The following is a 19,799-nucleotide window of genomic DNA, read 5'->3' as shown; positions in this document are numbered from 1 at the left end:
ATGTCTCAGGACGACGGCAAACTGTCTACCACCGCGCTGGCACGAAAGCTGGATATACCGGTTCAGCAATTGTTCGCCACTTTGCGCGACTATGGCTGGATTCAACGTTCTGAGGAGACTTGGGTATTGTTGCCCAAAGGAGAGTTTGAGGGCGGTTCCTACCAAAACAGCCGCCGCTTTGGGCGCTATATCGTTTGGCCCCAAACCCTCGATCGTCACCCCTTATTAGCTGCTATTGAGTCTAACAAGCGCATTACTGCTGCTTCTATGCGTCGCTATTATTCGCGGCTGCATGCGCGGCAGATCAACAGGGCGCTCGCGGAGATAGGCCTGCAGCATCACAGCATTCTCGGATGGGAGTTGACCGATCTCGGGCGGTCGATGGGCGGTCAACAAGAAGAAAGCGAGGCATCAGGTGCATTTTACGTGACCTGGCCACATGAAGTTATTGATCATCCTGTGGTGCATAGGGAGCTCACTCGCCAGTCTGACCAGATGCCGACCCTGGAACCGGGTGACTCCAGCGCCGAACCTGATCTATTCGCCAGCGCAGAGACAAAATTAAACTGTGATGGCATTGACGGACACCTGCTGAGAACCCCTTTACAGATGCGAGTATGTAACTGGTTGTATCTCGCCCAACTGGTGCATGCTTACCGACGAGCTTTGCCTACCGAAGAATTAGTTTATGCGGATTTCTATCTGCCGGCAGGCAGTGTCTATATCGATTGCTGGGAGGAGGAGACTTCAGCCAGTGATCTGCGGGAGCGTTTAAACAAGCGCGAGGTATATCGAGACCTGGGCTTGTGCTCTCTTGAAGTGAACGCCAGCGATGTCGACAGTCTGGACGAAGTTCTGGGTCGTGGTCTATTGGCACTGGGGATTCGCTGCTAAATCAGGGCTCTTTTTGCTTCAGTAACACACCGCACTCCATGTGATCGGTGTAGGGGAACTGGTCGAACAGAGCAAACATTTCTACCGTGTGTGTATTGCACAATACTGCGAGATTGCTCGCAAGCGTTTCCGGGTTGCAGGAAATATAGATAATTGTTTCAAAATGGCTCACCATTTCTACCGTTTGATCATCAAGTCCAGCCCTCGGCGGGTCGACAAACACCGTTCGTAAGTCGTACTCGTGCAGCGGTTTGGAAAGATCCTGCAATCGCCGAAATTCTCGTACCTGATTCATAGCCTGGGTTACTTCTTCTGCCGCCAGACGAATGATTTGAGTGTTTCTTACCGCGTTCATGTCCAGGTTGTTCCTGGCGGCGCGCACCGAAACTTTGGCAAGTTCAGTAGCAATAACGTTATCAAAACGCAGCGCCAAAGGCAGTGTGAAGTTGCCGTTGCCACAGTAAAGTTCCAGTAAGTCTCCGCTTAGATTGAGAGCCTGCTCGCAAGCCCAGGCAATCATTTTGATATTGACGCGAGCGTTGGGCTGGGTGAAAGCTTGTTCGTATTGCTGATAGCGAAAGCTCTGGCCTTCTATGTCCAACGTTTCACAGACCCATTCCTGTCCCAGTATAATTTTTTGTTTGCGACTTCGACCAATCAGGGAAAGCTCGGGGCACAGCGTACTCAAATCATCACGAAGTTTTTGCGCCTCGGCTTCCCAGGAAGGCTCAAGTTTTCGGTGGTAGACCAGGGTAATGAGTGACTCTCCTGCCAGCGTCGAAAGAAATTCCACTTGAAACAGTTTTCGGCGTAACTCCTGATTGCCCTTAATAACGTCTAGCAGGGCAGGCATGAGCTGCCGTATCGAATCGCATGCGATGGGGAAGGCTTTGATGGGGACCGGCGTTTTTGGATCGTCGCGGCGAAACATCACATAGTCTAGTGCATCACCCTGGTGCCACATGCGGAACTCCGCTCGCATGCGAAATCCGGTCAACGCAGAACGGAAAATGGAGGGCTCAGGCACAGCATAGGGGTCAAGAAGACGGCTGACTCGCTCCACTTTTGCTGCCAGCAGCTCCTCATATTGCTCTGGTATTACCCTTGATAAGGGCATTAGTTCAGCCTCCCTTGATCTCGCTCTTGCCACAGCCTCTGGCTGTACTGCTGACATTGCTCTAGATTCCACTGGGGCTCTAAAACCAGTAAAGCTGCGCTGGCGGTAGCAAGCACTGCGTCAAGACCAAAGGAATCTGGCTCCCGGTCATGCCACAGCTTGCGCAGGGGCTTGGTGTCGGGTGCGCTAACTGCGGCGACTTTGCGCTGAACACTGCGCGACATAACAAGTTCACTGCAGACGTTGCCCTGGAGGATCTGAAGTTTCGTATCGGCCTGTGGCTTAATTTCTATCTCGCCACTATCGCCTTTGAAAACCAGGGAGTGCGGTTGACCCAAGGCAATGTCGGCTTGCTGATGAAGTGCCGCATAGGCAGGATGGAAAACACTCTGGATGCTCGCCGTTGCTCGCAGGGGGTTTAGCATTCGAACCAGCGTATTGACCGGCGAACGCAGGCCAAGAAGCGGGCGTAACTGTATTAGGTCGTGTAGTTTCGGGCAAAAAGCCCGTAACGGAAGATAGCTCAAACTGTACTGCTCTAGCTGTGCTGAAACCTCTTGCCAGTCGGCGGCAACAGGAAGGCCTAATTCGTGCATTGCTTGTTCTGTATAAAGTCGGCCGACTGTGTGGCCGTCGCCGCCATGAACAAAGACTTTATAGCCGGCCTGCGAAAGTAATAACATCGACAGCAGGTACCAAGGGTGTTGATGCTTTTTCCCCGCGTAGCTTGACCAATCCAGGTCCGCGCTCAACCTTGGTAGCGGCTGTATCATCGCTGTTCTGCAGGCATCGACAAAACCAGCCAGCTCTTCACCGGTTTCTTCCTTGACCCTTAGCAGCATTAAAAATGCACCGAGTTGCAGTGGGTCAACTTCATCTCGCAGTATCATGCCGAAGGCATCGGCAGCCTCCTTGCGATTAAAAGAGCGACTGCCGGTTTTGCCTTTACCCAGAATGCGCACATAGGTCGCGAAGGGGTGCTCCCTAGAGGGTGTCTGGAATGCTTTTGGGCTCACGGACAGGGTCTCGGTTACAAACAATTGTCAGGTTTAGGAAGGCCCGCGATCTTGCTGCCGATTTTAGCGGGGGAGCCGGGAAACAGTCCTAGTAAATAGATGCTTTTACCTTTTTCAATACCCAGCTTCAGTGTGCAGTACTTTACTAGCGGACGCATTGCGGGCGATGCATCGTATTGTGCATAGTAGGTCCTCAGAAGATTCAGAACCTCCCAATGTGCAGGTGTAAGCTGGATGCCTTCGCCGGTGGCAATTTGCGCCGCCACCTCGGGCGTCCAATCGTCAAGGTCACGCAGGAAGCCTTCTTTGTCAAAAGCCATAGCATCCAGCATGTCTTAATACCACGCCAGCTGGCGGGGATAAAATTCACTGAGCGCGACAAAAGCATCCATATCGATAAGAGCCAAATCGCCAACGCTATCAGCAATACCTGCGGCGAAAACATCGCTGGCGAGCGCCAGTAGTCTAGCGGGGCAGTCATCCAGTGCCTGGCGCGCTGCGCTGTTTGCCAATGCGCAATAAACACCTTCTCCCAGCAACACAATGGCATCGCCGCTTTGTGAACTGCGTAAGCAATCCCGAAAACTATCGGTGCTCGAACCAGCGTTAAGAGTGTGCAGCAGCATGTTTAGCAGCCTACCAGGTGATCAGCGTCATTGAGAAAGCTGCGCAACCCGCTTTCATCCAATAGAGAGACAGGAAGTACGAGGTCAGCCTCGTTCAGGCCGTAGCGGTCAAGCGCCGCGGCATCGACATAAACCGATTCCATATCGTAAAGCGGCAGGGAGGTGAGTATACGGCCAATGTTCTTGGCACCAATTTTTTGACTGTCCTGGCCAGTGACGAGTTGCAGGACACCGGCACCCATAAATAGCAGATCATAGTTTTGTTCAAAAGCCCCCATTGCCAAAGCGAGGTCGACGGATGCACGTGCCAGGCTGCCGCCATAGGGCGATTGTCGCATGACGACGAGACTTCGCTTTTTCTCCGCTGCGCTCATTTCAATCACCGAATGTCATTAATCGATCAGAGTTAGACACTGCATCTATCAGCTGGCCCAGCCCTGAAATGATGAAAGCGGGGTGCACGGTGGCGCCGGCTCTTGCGTAGCGATCAGCCTCGTTTTCATCCAACATGCCGTGCTTCAGTGCGGAGGCAATGCACAGCACCAACTCGACGCCATGCTCGTCGGCGAGCAGTGTCCACGGCTGCAGTTTGTCTGCTTCGTCCTGCGGAAATACCGCCGCTTGGGAGCCATTGGTGGTGCCCTCGTCGAGGAAAAATATACGCTCGATGCTATGCCCCCTGACGATAACGCTATGCGCAAATTTCGCAGCCGTTTGCGCGCTGTGGCCAGAGGTGGGGGAGGACAGAACCAATAGGGTGTAGTTCATGATTGAGAGGCTATAAAAACAAAAAACCCCGGTGTTAACCGGGGTCTGGTGCCGCCATAGGCTGTATTAGTCATCACCACTCAGCGCGGTCAACAAGTGCAACATGTGAATGAACAGATTATAAATGCTCAAGTACAGGGACACGGTTGCGCGGATGTAGTTAGTTTCGCCACCATTGATAATGCGGCTCGTGTCAAACAGTATCAGGCCAGACATAATCATGATCACTGCGGCTGATATCGTTAGTGACAGGGCGGGGATATTCAGGAAGATATTAGCGATCATTGCCACTACTGCAACCAACAGCCCAACCGTCAAGAAGCCGCCCATATAGGAAAAGTCCTTGCGAGTCGTCAAGGCATAGGCAGAAAGGCCGAAGAACACCACTGCTGTTCCACCTAATGCCTGCATAACTAGTGCTGAGCCGCCTGGCATGGACAGGTAGTAATTAAGCATTGGTCCGATAGACGCGCCCATTACGCCGGTGAATGCAAAGATCGCTAACAGCCCCTTACTACTATCTGCCATTTTGTGAACCACGAACAGTAATCCGAAGCCCACCAGGCTAAGTACCAGGGCGGCGCCATGCCCCAGGCCCATGGCCATGGATATGGTTGCACAAACTGCACTAAAGGCCAGGGTCATGCCCAGTAGCATATAGGTGTTCTTCAGCACCTTATTAGTGCTGAGAACGCTGTCTATGCCTGCAGTGTTCATGTCGTACAAACTCTTGTCTTGCATCGTCTACTCCGTAATGCGTCGCACGGCTCGTGCGGATAGTGTTATGACAGATAATAAGGCCGAGAAGTTCAAATTTAAAGGGTTTAAACCATCAAATTATTGAAGTCTAGGTTACTGAATTTGAGACGTTTTTTCTACTACGGTAAAGATCACTGGGTCCGCAGCACTATTTTGCTCACTTTATGACCAGAATACTCTATCCCGGGGTTGGCTGTCAGAGGTTTTATGGCTGCGCGCGATAGATACATTGGTCGCCCAAAGGGGCTTTGTCGGTTTAATAGATCGCACCTTTGTTCCACTCAGAGTTGAACGTAAGCACAGCGACACTGTTTTAGATGAATTGTCCTGGCGTAGCAGTTATAAAAGATATTCAGTTAATTCACCCTGGCGCAACGGAGGCAATAACAATGACAAGCGAAGCTGAACAAAAAGTGCTCGATGGCACTGCTTGGGACGAATTCTGTGATGCGCTAAAGGAAGCTGGCAACATTGTGCGCAGCGACAGGGCTCCTAATGACGCGTTTAACCAGGCCGAGGGTTATCGTTATCTGTCCAGGTTGCTACGTGGTGGTTTGGAAAGCTTTCTTGAGTTTCGCGATCCCATGTTTCCCCAGCTTCGCTGCGGAGCTCATGAGACCATTAAACTGGGAGCGGACAACCCGGATAACCGCTACGAGAGCGCCACAATTAACCCCGCATACGACTATCGGATTATAGGCACGCGGGGTAGTGTCGATTATCTAGGCATTAGTACGGTGATCAATAAGTACGCTTCGGGCGGCACTATGGAAGTCACCGGTCATATCGATCACAAGGAAATGGATATTGGCGCCAACGGAGAGATCGAAATTATCATCAGCCCGACGGAGAAGCCCGGTAACTGGCTGCCTATGGGTGACGAAACCAATTCCATTACCGTTCGCCAGACTTTCCAGGATCGGGTTAACGAGAAGCCCGCAGAGCTTAAAATAGAGCGGATTGGCGCGAGCGACGACAGACCCGCGCCATTGACCGCTGAGAAGCTGCAGCGTGGATTGCAGGGCGCAGTAATGTTTGTGCGTGGTTCTGCCACGCTGTTTGAAAATTGGTCCGAGAGCTTTTTAGCCACCATCAATGAATTGCCGCCTGCCGATCAGGCTTATTGCCAGTCGATTGGCGGAGACCCCAATATTTTTTATTTTCATAGTGCCTGGCAGTTAGCGGATGATGAAGTGTTCGTGATTGATGCGCCGGAAATTCCCGAGTGCCAGACCTGGAATTTTCAGCTGGACAACTGGTGGATGGAATCACTGGACTATCGCCATCACACTATCCACGTTAATAAACACACTGCCCACTATAACGATGATGGCAGCGTGCGGGTGGTGGTATCGCATGCTGATCCTGGTGTGCCGAACTGGATAGAGACCGCCGGTCACAATATGGGCACTATGTGCTGGCGCTGGATAGGGGCTAATAAACACCCGCTATTAAAGACCAAAGTGATGAAGTTGGTGGACCTGAAATGAGCGCGGAGCCCATTGGTTTTGACGCAAATGAACTGATCGCTGAGGCAATATCCCAGACTGGTTTCGATGATTTTGGTGAGTTTCCTTATCGGGAAGGTCTTGAGGTTTTACTACAGACTTATGATGCGCATATTGAGGATCTTGCGGGTCGCAAAAGTTGTCGCGACCGGGTGGTCATGCAATTGGCCACGAGATTAAAGTGCGAAAATGCATTCAAGACCATTCCCCAATGGCAAGAGCAGAAGATCGAGGCGCCGATTTTTGTCACCGGTCTGCCGCGCTCGGGCACTTCAGCACTGTTGAATTTGCTGGTGTCAGCTCCAGAGAATCGCGGCCTGCTGCAGTGGGAAGTTCAGTTTCCAGACCCCTGGCCCGGGAGTCAGCCGGGCGACAAAGACCCTCGCTACGATTATCTTGCCAAGGCCCTGGAAGCAACACGGGATTCCGACTTCGCCAAAATTCATTTTGTCGATGCAGATACCCCCGAAGAGTGTGTTCTACTGCATGCATTTGCCTTTGGCGGTGTGCAGCTGGGCTTTGAAATTATGCTGGAGCCCTATCACAGCTGGCTGTTGAAGCAGGATCTGGTGCCCCTTTATAAGTATCAGAAGCAGCAACTGCAAATGCTTAATTGGCGGATGCCCGGTAAGCAATGGATGCTCAAGGCGCCGGCACATATGATGGGAATAGACGCTATTTTAAAGGTGTTTCCGGATGCGCGTTTCATCTGGTGTCACCGCGACCCCCAGGCAGTGGTGCCCTCCATTAACAGTATGAATAAAGCCGTGATGAATATGTACGCCGGTGACTACAACCACCTGGATGGGGGGGAGATTGGGCGAGCAGTGATGGAGTGGTATGCACTCACCCTTGAGATAGGGCTGGCAGCCAGGGACAAGCTACCCCAGGAGTTGTTCGTGGATTGTTCCCAGCAAGAGTTCGTGGACGACCCAATAGGAGTGGTGGAACGAGTTTATGGCGGCTTTGGCATGACCATGGGCGATCAAACACGCGATGCCTTGGTGTCTCACATCGAAGCGAACCCCAAAGGTAAGCACGGCAAGCACGAGTACAGCTTGGAAGAATACGGCCTGACCCGTGAGTTAATTAGTCAGCGCTTTGCTTTTTACACCAACGATTCGCGCTGGCCAATCAGTACATAGTCGGGAGAACGCAATGTCGAATATTATTCAGGTTAGCTCCGAAACACTGACCATCGCCGCTCCGGCTGAACTGGTCTGGCAAGTCGTCATAGATTTTAAGCACTATCCGCAGTGGAATGAATTTTGCCCCAGTATAGAAGCGGCGCTAGAAGTAGGCTCGCCGGTCAAAATGCAGGTAAATCTTGGTAACGGGCTGCAGGAACAGGTGGAGTACATCACTTTCATCGATGCTCCGGCTAAAATCACCTGGTCGATGGAAAATAAGGACGGAGATCCCATCCACGCAGATCGTTCCCAGGTCATCACAGCGGTAAGCGATACCCAGTGTACCTATGTCACCTACGATGACTTTAGTGGAGATTTCGCTGCAACCATGGTAGATCAAATGGGAGAGCAGGTACGGACAGGGTTTAATCTCTGCGCCAGGAACCTGAAGGCGCGGGCCGAAGCGATTTATAAGGCCAGTTAATCTCTAACTGCTTTTCCGGCTGCGTTTCGATAGCGCATGTTTGCGGACCAGTCCGCGCATCTGGTCGTAGCTGAGGCCCAGGGATTCGGCGGTTAAGCGCTGGTTAAAGCCGTATTGCTCCAATGCCTTTAACAGCAGCTGCTTTTCCAACTCCTCAATATGGGCAGTAAAGTCGTCGGAGATAAGATCTTGAGTCTCGGCCTTTGCGCTCACAGGCGCGTTGACTGTTATCGGCTGGGGTTCACTGAAAGGGTTCTTGAACGGATCTAGTACGATGTCACCTACCGGCTGGCTGCCATCGCCCCAGCGATAAAGCGATCTTTCCACTGTGTTTTTCAGCTCCCGAATGTTTCCTGGCCATTGGTGCTTGGACAGGGTTTCCATTGCTGCAGCGGTGAACCCGGCGAATAGCTCCCAGCCCAACTCTGAACTCATTTGTATGGCAAAGTGTTCGGCGAGTTCCGGAATATCTTCAGGTCGATGACGCAGGGCAGGGATATGCACAACGTCGAAACTCAATCGATCTAACAAGTCAGCTCGAAACTGTTCGGTTTTTGCAAGCTCGGGAAGATTGCCATTGGTCGCTGCCACCACTCGTACATCAACTTGCAAGGTCTCTTGCCCACCCAGTCTTTCGAATTCGCCGTACTCTACGAGTCGCAGTAGCTTTTCCTGCAGGCGGGTGGACATGTTGGCCAGTTCGTCCAGAAACAGGGTGCCGCCATCGGCTCGTTCAAACAGTCCTTTATGCATGCGATTGGCACCGGTGAAAGCACCGGGTTCATAACCAAACAGCTCCGACTCCAGCAATGCTTCAGCAATCGCTGCACAATTTACTTTCAGCAGGGGTGCTTCCCAGCGGGTAGAGAGAAAGTGCAGTCGGTTAGCAGCCAGTTCCTTACCCGTGCCTCTCTCGCCAATGACCAATACTGGCCGGTTGATAGGGGCGAGCAACGATATTCGATCTAAAGCGCTAGCCAGCGCCGTGGAGTTACCGATAATGCTTTCTGGTGTTCGCTTCATAGGTAAAATATACCATTAATTTTGGCTTTAAATACCTATTATTAGGTAATTTAGACCTTATATGATAATAAAAAACCGTCCTCACACCAGGAGAATCTGAATTAAATCAATAAAATCAATTAGATAGCGTGATTGGCATGAATTCTGTATTAGTAGAGCTGTACGACGCAGAGAAGTCGACAGACAACGTAGGGAAAACAAAGCAATGAACAAACTGGGTGAACGATGCCTGATTTATACCGCACTGGGTGTGCTGTGCGCGCTGACTGGCGCGGTTGTTGGATCCGCCGTCGGCCTGTGGAGCTTTGTGCAGGTGGTAGCGGTGATTGAATTTATTTACTGGATAGCCAGGCCTGAGGGAAAGTCTCAGGTAAAAGGCTGTTAAGAGAGCAAAAGGAGAAACACCATGGGTATATTTTCCCGTATGACAGACATTATCAACTCGAACATAAATTCGCTTCTGGATCAGGCGGAAGACCCTGAAAAGATGATTCGCCTGATCATCCAGGAGATGGAAGATACGCTGGTAGAGGTCCGTTCGTCTTCCGCGCGCGTGCTGGCAGATCGTAAGACAGCGGCCCGTCGTTTGGAGCAAGTTCAGGAAGAAGCTGACAGCTGGGAAGAAAAGGCGAAGCTGGCTATCAGTAAAGGGCGCGAGGACCTGGCCCGTGCTGCGTTGCAGGAAAAGCATGCCATAGAGGACGAGCTTGCAACGGTGGCGGCGGAACTTAAGGCAACGGATGACCATATCGCGCAGCTCAATGAAGAGGTCTCTCAGCTACAACAGAAGTTGACGGACGCCAAAGCTAAGCAGAAAGCGTTGATGATGCGCAGTAAAACGGTAGAGTCTCGCATCAAGGTGAAGCGCCAGATGCACCGGGAGGCCCTCGATGGTGCGTTCCAGCGGTTTGAAAACTTCGAACGGCGCATGGATACTCTAGAAAGTCAGTTGGAGTCGATGGATGTAGGTCGTGATGTCCCTCCCGATCTTGCCGCTGAAATAGATGCCCTTGAAGAGAACGAACGAATCAGCGACGAACTGGCGCGATTGAAGTCTTCAATGGACGGCAAACCTGAGCAATCCTGAAGGGTTTGGTAATCCGGTTTAACAATGGCAGCATGGTGTCACTTGATACCGTAGCCTAAGGAATAAGTTAATGGAATTCTGGCAATTTATGGTCGTCCCCACCGTTTTATTCATAGTGATTGTGGCGCCCCTCTGGATCACCATGCATTACCGCAGTATAAGCCGCTCCTCCAGAAGTTTGTCCCAGGAGGATCGGGAAACTGTCGAGCACATGCTGGAAACGGTGGACAAATTGACTGACCGCATTGAGACATTAGAGTCTCTTCTGGATGCGGATCATTCCGACTGGCGGGCAAAACCCGGTCGGAGTAACAGGGAGGAGGAGTAAATTATGACTAGACGCAGACGCAGAGGCGAACACAAGAAATATCGCGATACCTATAAGCGAGAAAGCCGTCGCTTCCGCTCGAACAAGCGGGGCGGTTGGAGCATGGGCTTATACCGTAATACCCGTGAAGGTAAAGTGGCTGGAGTGTGTGCTGGACTGGCCGACCATTGGGATATTGCCCACTGGGTAATGCGCCTGATTTGGGTAGGAGGCTTTTTGTTTACTGGCACACTGGCCCTTTGGGTTTACCTGGGCGCATGGGTTTTGTTAGCTCCGCAACCCACCCGGCGCAGCTCTGATGGTGGCTATGAAACAGAACCTGAATATGAAGAAGCGGAGATTGAAATGGAGTACGACGAACGTCATCACGACTACCGCCCGCGCAAGGTTTTTCGCTATAGCGAATCGGGCGGTGTGCGCCTAGAGCGCGCGCGTGAGCGTCTGGACGCTGCATTGCGCAGGGTAGAAAACATGGAGTCCTACGTGACTTCCAGGCGCTACAATCTCAACAAAGAGTTTTCACAGCTCTAATTAACTCACCATCATAACCACCCTTCATGCTCTCGCTCCTGAGGGCTGAAAGGGCGGTTTGATTAGCATCAGCCACCACTCGAGCTCGCTTTAATCATAGCTGCCTGCGCTGCAGCGACGTATGAGCTACTGTTTGCAGGCAGACAGGTGTTATATTGGCCTTTTCCGTCAGGGATAGTCCATGAGCGAAGCAATACCCTTGCAGTATTCCATCCTCGGTACATTTTTGCTACCTGTTGCTCAAGCGCTTCGGCTGCATGGAGTGGATCCAATGGAACTGATGGCCGAAGTTGGTATTGATGTCGCAAAAATCGCAAATCCTGACTGGCGGGTTCCACACGATAATTTCAACCTTCTAATGCAGCGTTGCGTGGAAGAGTCTAATGACGAGGCGTTTGGATTGCTCGCCGGGAAGCAGATGCAACCGCAGGCATTGCACGGTCTGGGCTTTGCATGGCTTGCCAGCGATACAGTTTATGGCGGTCTCAAGCGACTGGCACGTTTTGGCAAGCTGGTTAGTACCGCCGCAGACATAAGTCTGCTGGAGGAGGCCGATCTGGTGGTGCTGGATTTGGGTCGCATTCCATTGTCAGAAACTTTTCACTTTTCCAGCCGAGACTACGCTATCGGTATGGTGGCGCGCATGTGCTCGCTTGCTCTTGGCGATTTTCTGGCACCGGTCAAGGTGCAGTTGGAACGGCCTGAGCCGCAGTCGGCAGAGCGCTGGGAGTCGATGCTTGCGGCCAGAGTGGAGTTTGAAAGTTCACGCAGTTGTTTGGCTTGGTATCGCGCAGATATTCTGGAACCGCTGGTTACAGGCGACCCTGAGCTGGCGAGGGTCAACGATGAACAAACTCAGACCTACCTTGATAGTTTCATGGTCCAGTCCATTTCGCGAGGGGTTGTGGATAAAATTGTCGAGCATTTGCCAGATGGACCGCCCAACCAGCAGCAAATTGCTCAAGCCCTGCATGTTAGCAACAGGACGCTGCAGCGAAAGCTTAAGGACGAAGGCACCAGCTTTATGGATCTGTTGCAGGACACTCGGCTGCAACTGGCTCGTAAATACCTCAGTCACCCTAATAGATCGGTCGTGGAAACCGCCTATATGCTTGGCTTTTCAGAGCCTAGTACGTTTTCTCGTGCCTTCAAGCGATGGACTGGAGTAGCACCCGCAGACTTCAGGGACTCTCACAGGCTATCTTGAGTTTTGATGTCCCTGGCCCTGCAATGGGTGCCCGGGGCAGTGTTTTACCAGGCGGTGGCGTAGATTTTTTCTATTCTTATTGACCTGACCCACTTCCCTCTGACATTCAACCCCCTATAATCCATAGTTTGTGTCAGTACAGGATTTAGCGCATGAGTAAATTACTGGTTATCGCAGACGTCAAAGGCGATGGAATTGCGACTCCTCGGGGACTCGAGTTGGCGAACAAGCTGGGCTTGAATGCTGAGGTTTATGCTTTTGTTTATGCGCCCTTGAGTCGGTTGAAAGTGACTGCCGCTGAAAAGGCCGCGATTAAGAAGCGCTTGCTGGCCGAAAGGGAAGCTGAAGTAGGGAGCCGTATCAGCAAGTTTTCCAGAGACGATCAAAAGGTGAAGCTCAAGGTCTTATGGGAAAAGGATGTTGCCGATTGGGTGAGCAAGAAGTGCTCCAAGAGCAACTATCAAATGGTAGTAAAGACGGGAAGCCAGACAGAGAGCTTTGCGCATGCTTCTACTGACTGGCAGCTTCTGCGGGAATGTCCTGCGCCCGTCGTCATCGTTGCGGAGAAAAAATGGCGACGGACCCATCTGGTGATGGCCGCGCTGGATTTGGGCAGTCGTCTGCCCGCAAAAAAGAAACTCAATGCCGATATATTGCGTCGCGCTATTGAGTTGGCAGATGCAATGAGCGCCAATCTGGAAATTATAAGCGCCGTTGAAGTACCGACTCTGCTGGACGACCTGGATCTTATCGACACACATAGCTACGTGGAAGATGCAAAAGAGGATATGGCTCCGCATGTCAGGGCCCTGTCGAAACAGTTCGCGATTCCTGAAAAGAATTTCGTCGTAAAACGGGGGCCGGTCGAAAAAGTCATTGCCAGTCAGGCAGCAGGCAGGCGAGCGCAAATAGTGGTCATGGGCACGGTGGGGCGCAAAGGTGTGAAAGCGAAGCTGATTGGCAATACAGCAGAAAGAGTACTCACCCACTTAAAAACCGATATCCTCGCGCTTAAACCCTGATGTGGGCGAATTCTTTACCCTGAAAAGTTTGCATTCTAGCCAAGGGGGACTACTTTTTAGTAAGCACGTTGCTAACTGCATGTGCTGACACGTCCCCTAGCCGATGTTTCTGCCCCGAAACATACGGCTGTTGGCCCGTTACACTCTGTGTAGGCGGGCTTTTTTTATATCTTTCTATACCAGAATTTAATCTAATAAACTCATAATTAACAGACACTTGCGGTCGATTTTTCATATAAAAATTACGGCTGACATCAGCCTTGTCGCAGATGGCCATGCGATTGGCGTAAGCGGCCATGTGGCAATTTTACTGCAGCCTCTAATATGTTTTCCATACCGGGCGCAACTACACAAGTGCGCAGGTTAAATAGAGGGGAAAAACATGCACGAGTTAGTAAAGAGAATCAAAGAGCCGGAGTTGTGCTATGTATTTGCCAAAAACGCGATCCAGCGTGGGCACCCACAGTTAGCCCAGCAAGCGTATCGTCGAGCAGTGGATTTGCGAGCCGAGCAGTATGGCGCCAAATCTAAGGCTGAGTTTGCAGCAGTGCGAGCGATCTATGCCTACGAAGAGTGTTTGGGTTATGCCAAGGGTAAGCGCACCAGAGCCACAGGTACCTGGCAGATGGTTAACCGCTTCGGCCTGCTGACAGCAGTAGATAAACGCCTGCAGTCTAGCAGCGGTGAAGACGTTATGCAGGCCTTGAGGGAGCTCGATATGGCGGACTACAGCTTTGAGGCTGTAGCCACAGAATACGGACAGGAAATTCAGCAGGCAGCAGCCTGATAGATAGAGATTATCGGGAAACCATCCCTCACTAAGCCTGACTCTCGTAGTAACAGACTTTTTAACATCGCGGCTGGCAGGCCACCCCTGACTGCGCGGCCGCACCTTAATCCCCTGTAGGATTGAATCCCTACTTTGCCCGGCTCTTGAGTCGGGTTTTTTTGTCGACTTCTTCTATATTAATCCGATCACCTTTATACCGGTCACTTACCTAGTCATTTTTTTGTAGTATTGTTGCTGCAATGGAGCAATCCCATTTTCTTTAGGCGACAGGAGTATCATGGTCAATCCCATCAAAACTCGCGTAGCTGACCTACGCGAACACGATCTTTTTTACCCTCGGGAAATGAGCTGGCTGTCTTTTAACGCACGTGTTCTGCAGGAAGCCGCGGATGAGTCGGTGCCTATTATTGAACGACTCAGGTACCTGGGAATATTTTCCAACAACTCAGATGAGTTTTTTCGGGTTCGGGCAGCAGAAGTGCGCAGGCTGATTTCAGTTTCCAGTGGCGCCAATAGGCAGCACTTCAAGGATTTGCTGGCGGCCATTCTCGATGGGGTGGTTGCGCTGCAGGCTGAATTCGACCGTATTTATCTGCAAATCATGAGTGGCCTTGCACAGCGAAAAATTTATCTGATAAATGAGCGCCAACTGGACGAGGGGCAGGCAGCGTTTGTGCAGGATTACTTCACTGCAACCGTACTACCTGAGCTTGAACCTATTTTGTTAAGAGAGGGTTTGGCAATACCGGCACTGAATGACGAGTCTCTTTATCTCGCTATTGATATCCGTTCCGGGGAAGGATATGACCACGCTGTGGTGGAAGTGCCGACCGATCGCCTTGAGCGCTTTGTCGAAATTCCCAGACGCAAAGGTCGCGGTGGAAAAGTATTTATCGTGTTGGACAATATTATAAGAGCCTGTCTTCCGCAAATGTTTCGAGGGGTGATCCCTGTCGATGCAGTGCAAGCTTATTGCTTTAAGTTTTCCAGAGATGCGGAGCTTGAGATAGATACCGGCATTTCCCAGAGTTTGATCGATAAAATGACTAAGAGCCTGAAACAGCGTCGCAAGGCAGACGCAGTGCGAATGGTTTATGACGGCACCATGCCTGAGCGACTGTTAGAGTTTGTCAGTGCCCGATTTGGCTTTGGTAAGTACGACAGTCTTATCGCCGGAGGTCGATATCATAACTCCAAGGATTTTATGAGCTTTCCTAATGTTGGTCCAAAATATTTGGAGTTCAAGCCGTTGTCCCAGATACGCCTCTCGCGCCTGGATGAGCCAGGCAGTATATTTGATGCGATTCAGCAAAAAGATGTATTTCTCTACTATCCCTACCACCCCTTTGACTATGTCGTGGACCTGCTCAAGACAGCCGCAATTGATCCGGATGTCACCGATATTAAAATATGCCTTTATCGCGTGGCAAAAAACTCCAGAGTCATCGATGCGCTGGTCAATGCCGTGGATAATGGGAAGCGAGTGCTGGCAGTAGTGGAACTTGCTGCACGGTTTGACGAGGAAGCCAATATTAGCTGGGCGCAGCGTCTCACAGAGAACGGCATTAATGTCATATTTGGGATTCCAGGTCTCAAAGTCCATTCTAAAATTGTATTGATTGAGCGAAGAGAGAAGGCGGGTAGGCGTTTTTACAGTCATATTGGCACTGGCAATTTCAACGAGAAGACTGCTCGTGTCTATACTGACTTCACCTTGATGACCTATGACCAGAATGTCGGCAAAGACGTCTATAACGTGTTCGACTTTCTACAATACAACTACAGGCGCCCAGAATATCGTTTGTTGTTGGTTTCTCCGCACAGTAGTCGAACTGGTCTTACAGAATTGATCGAGCAGGAGATTACCAACGCGCGCGCAGGCTATCGCGCGGAGATGACGCTTAAGTGCAATAACCTCGTTGATCGTGATCTGGTGAAAAAGCTCTACGAGGCGAGTGAAGCGGGCGTTAAAATCAATCTTATTGTACGTGGGATGTGCTCACTCCTTGCAGGAGTAAAGGGGCTTTCCGAGAACATTCAGGCTATAAGTATTGTAGATCGATATCTGGAGCATCCTCGGACCTACGTGTTCTACAATCGTGGTAACCCGCGCTATTTGATTGGCTCAGCTGACCTGATGACACGGAACCTGGATTTTAGGGTGGAGGTGTTGGTTCCCATTTTTGATGAGGACGCCCAAAAAACAATACAGAATATTCTCGATCAACAATGGCACGATAACGTCAAGTCGAGAGTACTGGATCAAGAGCAAAAAAACGCGTATCTGCCGGTCAAGAGAAAAGTCGCCAGAATTCGCTCTCAGGAGACTATTCATCGCTATTTGGAGAGCGGTAAGCTGCCGCGTTATCCCAAGTCGCTAATGAACGTTCCGGCAACTCGCAGGCGGAGTAAGCCTGTGGTTAAACCTGGGTCGGGCTGAATGCATTGTGATTAAGCGCTCTGCAATCCGCTAACTAGTTTTTTGGGATGTATGTAGGCAAACTGCATCGACCACTTGAAGTTGGAGAAAAACATGGCTGGTAGCAGTCTGCTGTTATTGATTGATGACATTGCCGCGGTATTGGACGATGTGGCACTGATGACTAAAGTGGCGGCGAAGAAGACCGCTGGCGTGCTGGGCGATGATCTGGCAGTAAACGCAGAAAAAGTCACCGGTGTTCGGGCCGAACGCGAGTTGCCGGTAGTCTGGGCCGTGGCCAAGGGGTCGTTTGTCAACAAACTGATTCTCGTACCTGTGGCGCTGCTGGCCTCGTTATTTGCTCCCTGGCTGATTATTCCCGCGTTAATAGCGGGCGGCCTTTATCTGTGTTTTGAGGGTTTTGAAAAAATTGCGCATAAGTTTTTCCACGGAGCTGAAAAAGCAGCAGATCATGATGAATTGGTAGAGCAGTTGGCAGACCCGAGCGTCGATATGGTGGCGTTTGAACAAAAGAAAATTAAGGGTGCAATTCGTACAGACTTCATTTTATCGGCCGAAATTATTGTGCTCACGCTGGGTATCGTGGCTGAATCAAAATTTATAACCCAGGTAGGTGTGCTAGCGGGCATTGCAATTGTAATGACGGTTGGGGTTTATGGGTTAGTTGCGGGAATCGTGAAGTTGGATGACGCCGGTTTATATCTCTTTCAGAAGCAAGGTGAAGGCTTATGGCCTCGGTTCATGCGATGGTTTGGCCAAGGCCTCATCAGTTTTGCGCCATGGTTGATGAAGGCGTTGGGTATCATCGGCACCGTCGCAATGTTTATGGTCGGGGGAGGTATTCTTTTGCACAATATTCCCCCGTTGGGCGCTGCAGTAGAGCACTTCGCGCACAACCTAACGCCGGTTATGGCTGCGCTAACACCCACCATTGCAGGCATGCTGATCGGCCTTGTCGCCGGTGCGCTGGTGGTTGTAATGGTAGAGGGAGCTAAGAAGCTGCGAACCTGAAGAGGTCCGCAGCAGATCACAGATCAGCCTGAAGCATCAGGCTTTGTCTTCCAGAGTCGAGCTTTTTTTCTCCGCAATGTACTGATCGACCTGTGCCTCCAGCAGATTCATCGGAACTGCACCGTTTTTCAGGACCGCATCGTGAAACTCTCGAATATCGAAATCGTCGCCCAGTGCCAACTGCGCCTTGCTGCGGTTCTCGAGAATTTTGAGCATACCGATCTTGTAGGCAGTGGCTTGTCCGGGCATGACCGCATGCCGCTCAACCATTTTTACGGCGTCGATCCGCGGATTGGGCGTATTGCTCGTATAAAATTCGATTGATTCCTCTCGGGTCCACTTCTTGGAGTGCATGCCGGTGTCGACGACCAGGCGCACGGCACGCCACAGCTCCATGGTCAGGCGACCAAAGTCTGAGTAGGGGTCTTGATACATCCCGATTTCTTTGGGTAAGAGCTCGGAATACAAGCCCCAGCCTTCACTGTAGGCGGTGACTCCGCCAAAGCGACGAAACTTGGGGAGCCCTGTCAGCTCTTGCTTGATCGCTATTTGCATATGGTGACCCGGCAGTCCTTCATGGTATGCCAGCGCCTCCAACTGATATTTTGGCATCATGCTCATGTCATACAGGTTGGCATAGTATCTGCCCGGTCGTGAGCCGTCGGCAGCTGGGTGCTGGTAAAAGGCTTTACCGGCGGAACGCTCGCGAAACTCTTCCACTCTTTTTACGTCAAGACTGGCTTGAGGGCGGACCAGAAAGAGCTCGTCTAGTCGTTCGTCTATTTCTGCTAACACTACATTAGCTTGCTGCAGATACTGCTCACGGCCTTCATCATTGTTTGCGAAGTAGAACTGGCTATCAGTCCGCATGAATGTCATAAAATCGCCCAGGCTGCCCTCGAAGCCAACCTCGGCTTGAATTACTCGCATTTCATCGCGGATTCTAGCGACTTCGGTGAGGCCGATTTGGTGAATTTTTTCTGCGGAAAAATCGGTAGTAGTCACGCGATTCAATCGTATGTTGTAGTAATCCTCGCCCGCGGGAAGCTTCCATACACCCGCGTCGGCGGTAGTCTTGCTCTGCAATGATTCAAGGTAGCTGATCAAACCCTGGTATCCAGGTTGGAAGCTGTTTAAAAGGGCGAGTCGAGCTTCTTCGTTGAGCCTGGCTTTTTCTAGGGCCGGTATATCGAGTTTGGCCACTTTCGAACTGAAATCAATCATCAGGGTACTGGGTTCGCCACCGTCGAAGGGGGCACCTACTAAAAGGTTGCTTGAGTCACGCAATACGTGTGGCAGCACAAAGCTCGGAGCAATAACGCCTTCCTTTTCCCGGATAGTCAGTTGATCAATCACTTGTTGCAAACGTTGATTCACGCCGTTTAGGCGAGAAATGTAGGCCTCAGCCTCGCTAACGTTGCTGATCGTGTGTTGGTTAATGAGAAATGCCGGAATCCTCGCATGCTCACCAAACATTTGATTAACAGGGTAGTTGTGGTGGCGCCACTTGTAGTCCTCAATTTCTTCCAGCAGTTTCTGTTCCAGTAAGTTGTAACTCACCAGCGTTTCTGCTTTTAGTTGCTCAGTATCGATGTCTTGCAACAATTTCAGATCGGCTTGCCTGTGAGCGAGGTTGGCTGCTTGCCCGGCCTCCGAGAGATCGGACCATTTGCCGTAGTTAGTCTTAAGGCCAAGATACGTTTGATAAACTGGATCGCGGGCCACCTTACGGTCAAAAATCTCGTCGAAAAGGGCGTTGGCTCTGTCCGACTCCGTCTGGGCTGCCTGTAAGTGGGGCTCTGCCGGAACAGCCGTTTGCGCTGTTGCTGCTAGAGCAGTGCCGAGTAGGGCAGTGAGAACTGCGCCGAAAATAATTTTAAGCATGTTGTTGCCGTCCTTACATTGCTTGCAGTGTTCGCGTGGGCGCCGATTCCAGCCTGGACGGCGTCGCGATAATAATCGCGCAGGCTAACAGCATTACTGCTTCTTTTGCTGCGCACCAACGCGCTGTATCTGGACAAAATCATGTCACCGAAGCGCAAAGCGTTTGACAACGAC

22 protein-coding genes are annotated in these 19,799 nt (G+C 51.2%); 13 read left to right on the top strand and 9 right to left on the bottom strand.

Annotation, left to right across the window (positions count from 1 at the left end):
- Nucleotides 1–894: a hypothetical protein gene (locus EYC87_RS07505; RefSeq protein WP_279252331.1), complete on the top strand. Its 894-nt coding sequence runs from the start codon at nucleotides 1–3 to the stop codon at nucleotides 892–894.
- A gap of 1 nt (nucleotide 895) precedes the next feature.
- Here the strand turns inward: EYC87_RS07505 and trmA are convergent, their stop codons facing one another.
- The 7 genes from trmA to EYC87_RS07470 form a co-directional block, all read right to left on the bottom strand.
- A complete protein-coding gene (gene trmA / locus EYC87_RS07500) occupies nucleotides 896–2,011 on the bottom strand; it encodes a tRNA (uridine(54)-C5)-methyltransferase TrmA (RefSeq protein ID WP_279252330.1) in 1,116 nt (371 codons plus the stop codon).
- A complete protein-coding gene (locus EYC87_RS07495) occupies nucleotides 2,011–3,027 on the bottom strand; it encodes a glycosyl transferase family protein (protein WP_279252329.1) in 1,017 nt (338 codons plus the stop codon). Before EYC87_RS07495 ends, trmA begins: the two co-directional genes overlap by 1 nt.
- A gap of 14 nt (nucleotides 3,028–3,041) precedes the next feature.
- Entirely contained in the window at nucleotides 3,042–3,359 is a 318-nt protein-coding gene (locus tag EYC87_RS07490) for a TusE/DsrC/DsvC family sulfur relay protein (protein WP_007227926.1), read from the bottom strand.
- Nucleotides 3,360–3,362: 3 nt separating this feature from the next.
- Nucleotides 3,363–3,653, bottom strand: a complete 291-nt coding sequence (gene tusB, locus EYC87_RS07485) for a sulfurtransferase complex subunit TusB (protein ID WP_279252328.1) — start codon at nucleotides 3,651–3,653, stop codon at nucleotides 3,363–3,365.
- A 2-nt stretch (nucleotides 3,654–3,655) separates the two neighbouring features.
- The gene (gene tusC / locus EYC87_RS07480) at nucleotides 3,656–4,027 is read right to left on the bottom strand and encodes a sulfurtransferase complex subunit TusC (protein ID WP_007227977.1); all 372 of its coding nucleotides are present in this window, start codon (nucleotides 4,025–4,027) and stop codon (nucleotides 3,656–3,658) included.
- Between the two features lies 1 nt (nucleotide 4,028).
- Nucleotides 4,029–4,421: a sulfurtransferase complex subunit TusD gene (gene tusD / locus EYC87_RS07475; protein WP_279252327.1), complete on the bottom strand. Its 393-nt coding sequence runs from the start codon at nucleotides 4,419–4,421 to the stop codon at nucleotides 4,029–4,031.
- Nucleotides 4,422–4,487: 66 nt separating this feature from the next.
- Nucleotides 4,488–5,162 (bottom strand): Bax inhibitor-1/YccA family protein, encoded by a 675-nt coding sequence (locus EYC87_RS07470; RefSeq protein ID WP_007227668.1) that lies wholly within the window; start codon nucleotides 5,160–5,162, stop codon nucleotides 4,488–4,490.
- Between the two features lie 407 nt (nucleotides 5,163–5,569).
- On the opposite strand from EYC87_RS07470, the gene EYC87_RS07465 reads away from it, so the two are divergent.
- Genes EYC87_RS07465 through EYC87_RS07455 form a run of 3 tightly spaced genes read left to right on the top strand, consistent with a single transcriptional unit; the run spans nucleotide 5,570 to nucleotide 8,302 of the window.
- A complete protein-coding gene (locus tag EYC87_RS07465) occupies nucleotides 5,570–6,670 on the top strand; it encodes a DUF1214 domain-containing protein (protein ID WP_279252326.1) in 1,101 nt (366 codons plus the stop codon).
- Nucleotides 6,667–7,833: a sulfotransferase family protein gene (locus EYC87_RS07460; RefSeq protein ID WP_279252325.1), complete on the top strand. Its 1,167-nt coding sequence runs from the start codon at nucleotides 6,667–6,669 to the stop codon at nucleotides 7,831–7,833. The genes EYC87_RS07465 and EYC87_RS07460 overlap by 4 nt, the downstream gene beginning before the upstream one ends.
- 13 nt (nucleotides 7,834–7,846) lie before the next feature.
- Nucleotides 7,847–8,302, top strand: coding sequence for an SRPBCC domain-containing protein (locus tag EYC87_RS07455; RefSeq protein ID WP_279252324.1), 456 nt, complete (start codon nucleotides 7,847–7,849; stop codon nucleotides 8,300–8,302).
- Between the two features lie 3 nt (nucleotides 8,303–8,305).
- Here the strand turns inward: EYC87_RS07455 and pspF are convergent, their stop codons facing one another.
- Nucleotides 8,306–9,325: a phage shock protein operon transcriptional activator gene (gene pspF / locus EYC87_RS07450; RefSeq protein WP_279252323.1), complete on the bottom strand. Its 1,020-nt coding sequence runs from the start codon at nucleotides 9,323–9,325 to the stop codon at nucleotides 8,306–8,308.
- Between the two features lie 205 nt (nucleotides 9,326–9,530).
- On the opposite strand from pspF, the gene EYC87_RS07445 reads away from it, so the two are divergent.
- From EYC87_RS07445 to EYC87_RS07405, 9 genes are all read left to right on the top strand, one after another.
- Nucleotides 9,531–9,710 carry a hypothetical protein gene (locus EYC87_RS07445; protein ID WP_279252322.1) on the top strand — a complete coding sequence of 60 codons (180 nt, stop codon included), beginning with the start codon at nucleotides 9,531–9,533 and terminating at the stop codon, nucleotides 9,708–9,710.
- A 21-nt stretch (nucleotides 9,711–9,731) separates the two neighbouring features.
- Nucleotides 9,732–10,412, top strand: a complete 681-nt coding sequence (gene pspA, locus EYC87_RS07440) for a phage shock protein PspA (RefSeq protein ID WP_279252321.1) — start codon at nucleotides 9,732–9,734, stop codon at nucleotides 10,410–10,412.
- Between the two features lie 70 nt (nucleotides 10,413–10,482).
- On the top strand, nucleotides 10,483–10,740 hold the full coding sequence (gene pspB / locus EYC87_RS07435) for an envelope stress response membrane protein PspB (RefSeq protein ID WP_279252320.1): 258 nt from the start codon (nucleotides 10,483–10,485) through the stop codon (nucleotides 10,738–10,740).
- A gap of 3 nt (nucleotides 10,741–10,743) precedes the next feature.
- Nucleotides 10,744–11,271, top strand: a complete 528-nt coding sequence (locus EYC87_RS07430; RefSeq protein ID WP_279252319.1) for a PspC domain-containing protein — start codon at nucleotides 10,744–10,746, stop codon at nucleotides 11,269–11,271.
- Between the two features lie 181 nt (nucleotides 11,272–11,452).
- Nucleotides 11,453–12,478, top strand: coding sequence for an AraC family transcriptional regulator (locus EYC87_RS07425; protein WP_279252318.1), 1,026 nt, complete (start codon nucleotides 11,453–11,455; stop codon nucleotides 12,476–12,478).
- Between the two features lie 152 nt (nucleotides 12,479–12,630).
- On the top strand, nucleotides 12,631–13,500 hold the full coding sequence (locus EYC87_RS07420; RefSeq protein ID WP_279252317.1) for a universal stress protein: 870 nt from the start codon (nucleotides 12,631–12,633) through the stop codon (nucleotides 13,498–13,500).
- 382 nt (nucleotides 13,501–13,882) lie between these two features.
- Entirely contained in the window at nucleotides 13,883–14,287 is a 405-nt protein-coding gene (locus EYC87_RS07415) for a hypothetical protein (protein ID WP_279252316.1), read from the top strand.
- Between the two features lie 280 nt (nucleotides 14,288–14,567).
- Complete coding sequence (gene ppk1, locus EYC87_RS07410; RefSeq protein ID WP_279252315.1) at nucleotides 14,568–16,730, top strand: polyphosphate kinase 1; 2,163 nt, start codon at nucleotides 14,568–14,570, stop codon at nucleotides 16,728–16,730.
- Between the two features lie 93 nt (nucleotides 16,731–16,823).
- Nucleotides 16,824–17,741, top strand: a complete 918-nt coding sequence (locus tag EYC87_RS07405; protein ID WP_007227647.1) for a DUF808 domain-containing protein — start codon at nucleotides 16,824–16,826, stop codon at nucleotides 17,739–17,741.
- A gap of 36 nt (nucleotides 17,742–17,777) precedes the next feature.
- Here the strand turns inward: EYC87_RS07405 and EYC87_RS07400 are convergent, their stop codons facing one another.
- Complete coding sequence (locus EYC87_RS07400; protein WP_279252314.1) at nucleotides 17,778–19,625, bottom strand: DUF885 domain-containing protein; 1,848 nt, start codon at nucleotides 19,623–19,625, stop codon at nucleotides 17,778–17,780.
- Nucleotides 19,626–19,799: the final 174 nt, after the last annotated feature.

It is taken from the genome of Candidatus Seongchinamella marina, from assembly GCF_026262685.1.
GTDB lineage: Bacteria > Pseudomonadota > Gammaproteobacteria > Pseudomonadales > Halieaceae > Halioglobus > Halioglobus marinus.
Note: the sequence above shows the minus strand (reverse complement) of the source record. Positions and strands in the feature narration are given on the sequence as shown.

Coding starts and splice junctions, on each gene's coding strand:
- tusC (WP_007227977.1), bottom strand. CDS start 4,027: ATGAGCGCAGCGGAGAAAAAGCGAAGTCTCGTCGTCATGCGACAATCG.
- EYC87_RS07445 (WP_279252322.1), top strand. CDS start 9,531: ATGAACAAACTGGGTGAACGATGCCTGATTTATACCGCACTGGGTGTG.
- EYC87_RS07420 (WP_279252317.1), top strand. CDS start 12,631: ATGAGTAAATTACTGGTTATCGCAGACGTCAAAGGCGATGGAATTGCG.
- pspA (WP_279252321.1), top strand. CDS start 9,732: ATGGGTATATTTTCCCGTATGACAGACATTATCAACTCGAACATAAAT.
- EYC87_RS07400 (WP_279252314.1), bottom strand. CDS start 19,625: ATGCTTAAAATTATTTTCGGCGCAGTTCTCACTGCCCTACTCGGCACT.
- ppk1 (WP_279252315.1), top strand. CDS start 14,568: ATGGTCAATCCCATCAAAACTCGCGTAGCTGACCTACGCGAACACGAT.
- EYC87_RS07405 (WP_007227647.1), top strand. CDS start 16,824: ATGGCTGGTAGCAGTCTGCTGTTATTGATTGATGACATTGCCGCGGTA.
- EYC87_RS07465 (WP_279252326.1), top strand. CDS start 5,570: ATGACAAGCGAAGCTGAACAAAAAGTGCTCGATGGCACTGCTTGGGAC.
- pspF (WP_279252323.1), bottom strand. CDS start 9,325: ATGAAGCGAACACCAGAAAGCATTATCGGTAACTCCACGGCGCTGGCT.
- EYC87_RS07415 (WP_279252316.1), top strand. CDS start 13,883: ATGCACGAGTTAGTAAAGAGAATCAAAGAGCCGGAGTTGTGCTATGTA.
- EYC87_RS07505 (WP_279252331.1), top strand. CDS start 1: ATGTCTCAGGACGACGGCAAACTGTCTACCACCGCGCTGGCACGAAAG.
- tusB (WP_279252328.1), bottom strand. CDS start 3,653: ATGCTGCTGCACACTCTTAACGCTGGTTCGAGCACCGATAGTTTTCGG.
- EYC87_RS07425 (WP_279252318.1), top strand. CDS start 11,453: ATGAGCGAAGCAATACCCTTGCAGTATTCCATCCTCGGTACATTTTTG.
- EYC87_RS07430 (WP_279252319.1), top strand. CDS start 10,744: ATGACTAGACGCAGACGCAGAGGCGAACACAAGAAATATCGCGATACC.
- trmA (WP_279252330.1), bottom strand. CDS start 2,011: ATGCCCTTATCAAGGGTAATACCAGAGCAATATGAGGAGCTGCTGGCA.
- EYC87_RS07455 (WP_279252324.1), top strand. CDS start 7,847: ATGTCGAATATTATTCAGGTTAGCTCCGAAACACTGACCATCGCCGCT.
- EYC87_RS07470 (WP_007227668.1), bottom strand. CDS start 5,162: ATGCAAGACAAGAGTTTGTACGACATGAACACTGCAGGCATAGACAGC.
- pspB (WP_279252320.1), top strand. CDS start 10,483: ATGGAATTCTGGCAATTTATGGTCGTCCCCACCGTTTTATTCATAGTG.
- tusD (WP_279252327.1), bottom strand. CDS start 4,421: ATGAACTACACCCTATTGGTTCTGTCCTCCCCCACCTCTGGCCACAGC.
- EYC87_RS07460 (WP_279252325.1), top strand. CDS start 6,667: ATGAGCGCGGAGCCCATTGGTTTTGACGCAAATGAACTGATCGCTGAG.
- EYC87_RS07490 (WP_007227926.1), bottom strand. CDS start 3,359: ATGCTGGATGCTATGGCTTTTGACAAAGAAGGCTTCCTGCGTGACCTT.